This window comes from Peribacillus sp. NPDC096447 (assembly GCF_044762725.1).
Classification (GTDB): Bacteria; Bacillota; Bacilli; order Bacillales; family DSM-1321; genus Peribacillus.
Genome location: NZ_JBIWEV010000029.1, coordinates 1 through 1073, shown reverse-complemented (window position 1 = coordinate 1073; position 1073 = coordinate 1). Strand labels below are relative to the sequence as shown.

9 tRNA genes and 1 rRNA gene are annotated in these 1073 nt (G+C 49.8%); all 10 read left to right on the top strand.

The annotated features are described in order from the left end of the window. A 5S ribosomal RNA gene (rrf, locus tag ACIQZD_RS26190) occupies positions 1–95 on the top strand; the annotation flags it as partial. Positions 96–105: 10 nt separating this feature from the next. After that, positions 106–181 (top strand) — tRNA-Val (locus ACIQZD_RS26185). A gap of 11 nt (positions 182–192) precedes the next feature. Continuing rightward, a tRNA-Thr gene (locus ACIQZD_RS26180) sits at positions 193–268 on the top strand. Positions 269–310: 42 nt separating this feature from the next. Continuing rightward, positions 311–386, top strand: a tRNA-Lys gene (locus ACIQZD_RS26175). A 9-nt stretch (positions 387–395) separates the two neighbouring features. Continuing rightward, a tRNA-Leu gene (locus tag ACIQZD_RS26170) sits at positions 396–477 on the top strand. Positions 478–482: 5 nt separating this feature from the next. After that, positions 483–557, top strand: a tRNA-Gly gene (locus ACIQZD_RS26165). A gap of 12 nt (positions 558–569) precedes the next feature. Then, positions 570–658, top strand: a tRNA-Leu gene (locus ACIQZD_RS26160). A gap of 9 nt (positions 659–667) precedes the next feature. Then, positions 668–744, top strand: a tRNA-Arg gene (locus ACIQZD_RS26155). A gap of 9 nt (positions 745–753) precedes the next feature. Beyond that, positions 754–830: transfer RNA gene (locus ACIQZD_RS26150), tRNA-Pro, on the top strand. 9 nt (positions 831–839) lie between these two features. Beyond that, a tRNA-Ala gene (locus tag ACIQZD_RS26145) sits at positions 840–915 on the top strand. Positions 916–1073 lie beyond the last annotated feature (158 nt).

The window sequence follows — 1073 nt, the reverse complement described above, 5'->3', positions numbered from 1 at the left end:
GTCACACCCGTTCCCATTCCGAACACGGCAGTTAAGCTCTTCAGCGCCGATGGTAGTTGGGGGTTTCCCCCTGTGAGAGTAGGACGCCGCCAAGCAGTTATATATGGAGGATTAGCTCAGCTGGGAGAGCATCTGCCTTACAAGCAGAGGGTCGGCGGTTCGATCCCGTCATCCTCCACCATTTTTACACTTGCCGGTGTAGCTCAACTGGTAGAGCAACTGACTTGTAATCAGTAGGTTGGGGGTTCAAGTCCTCTTGCCGGCACCATTTTCATACAAGCTTGATATAGCATATATAAATAGTTTATATGAGCCATTAGCTCAGTTGGTAGAGCATCTGACTTTTAATCAGAGGGTCGAAGGTTCGAATCCTTCATGGCTCACCATTTTATTATGCGGGTGTGGCGGAATTGGCAGACGCACCAGACTTAGGATCTGGCGCCGCAAGGCGTGGGGGTTCAAGTCCCTTCACCCGCATGTTCGCGGAAGTAGTTCAGTGGTAGAATACAACCTTGCCAAGGTTGGGGTCGCGGGTTCGAATCCCGTCTTCCGCTCCACTATTTATTTATGCCGGGGTGGCGGAACTGGCAGACGCACAGGACTTAAAATCCTGCGGTAGGTGACTACCGTACCGGTTCGATTCCGGTCCTCGGCACCATCTTAATATGCGCCCGTAGCTCAATTGGATAGAGCATCTGACTACGAATCAGAAGGTTGTAGGTTCGACTCCCGCCGGGCGCACCATATTTTTTTCGGGAAGTAGCTCAGCTTGGTAGAGCACTTGGTTTGGGACCAAGGGGTCGCAGGTTCGAATCCTGTCTTCCCGACCATTATTTTTTGGGGCCTTAGCTCAGCTGGGAGAGCGCCTGCCTTGCACGCAGGAGGTCAGCGGTTCGATCCCGCTAGGCTCCACCAAAAAAAACTTGACAAGCCGTTTTGGCTTTGTTATGATATGAAAGTTGATTCTTTAAGAAGAGTCAAATTGCTCTTTGAAAACTGAACAAAACAAAGCGCCAACGTTAAATTTTAAGTGAGCACACACTATCAAAAAAGCAAATGAGCAAGTCAAACAT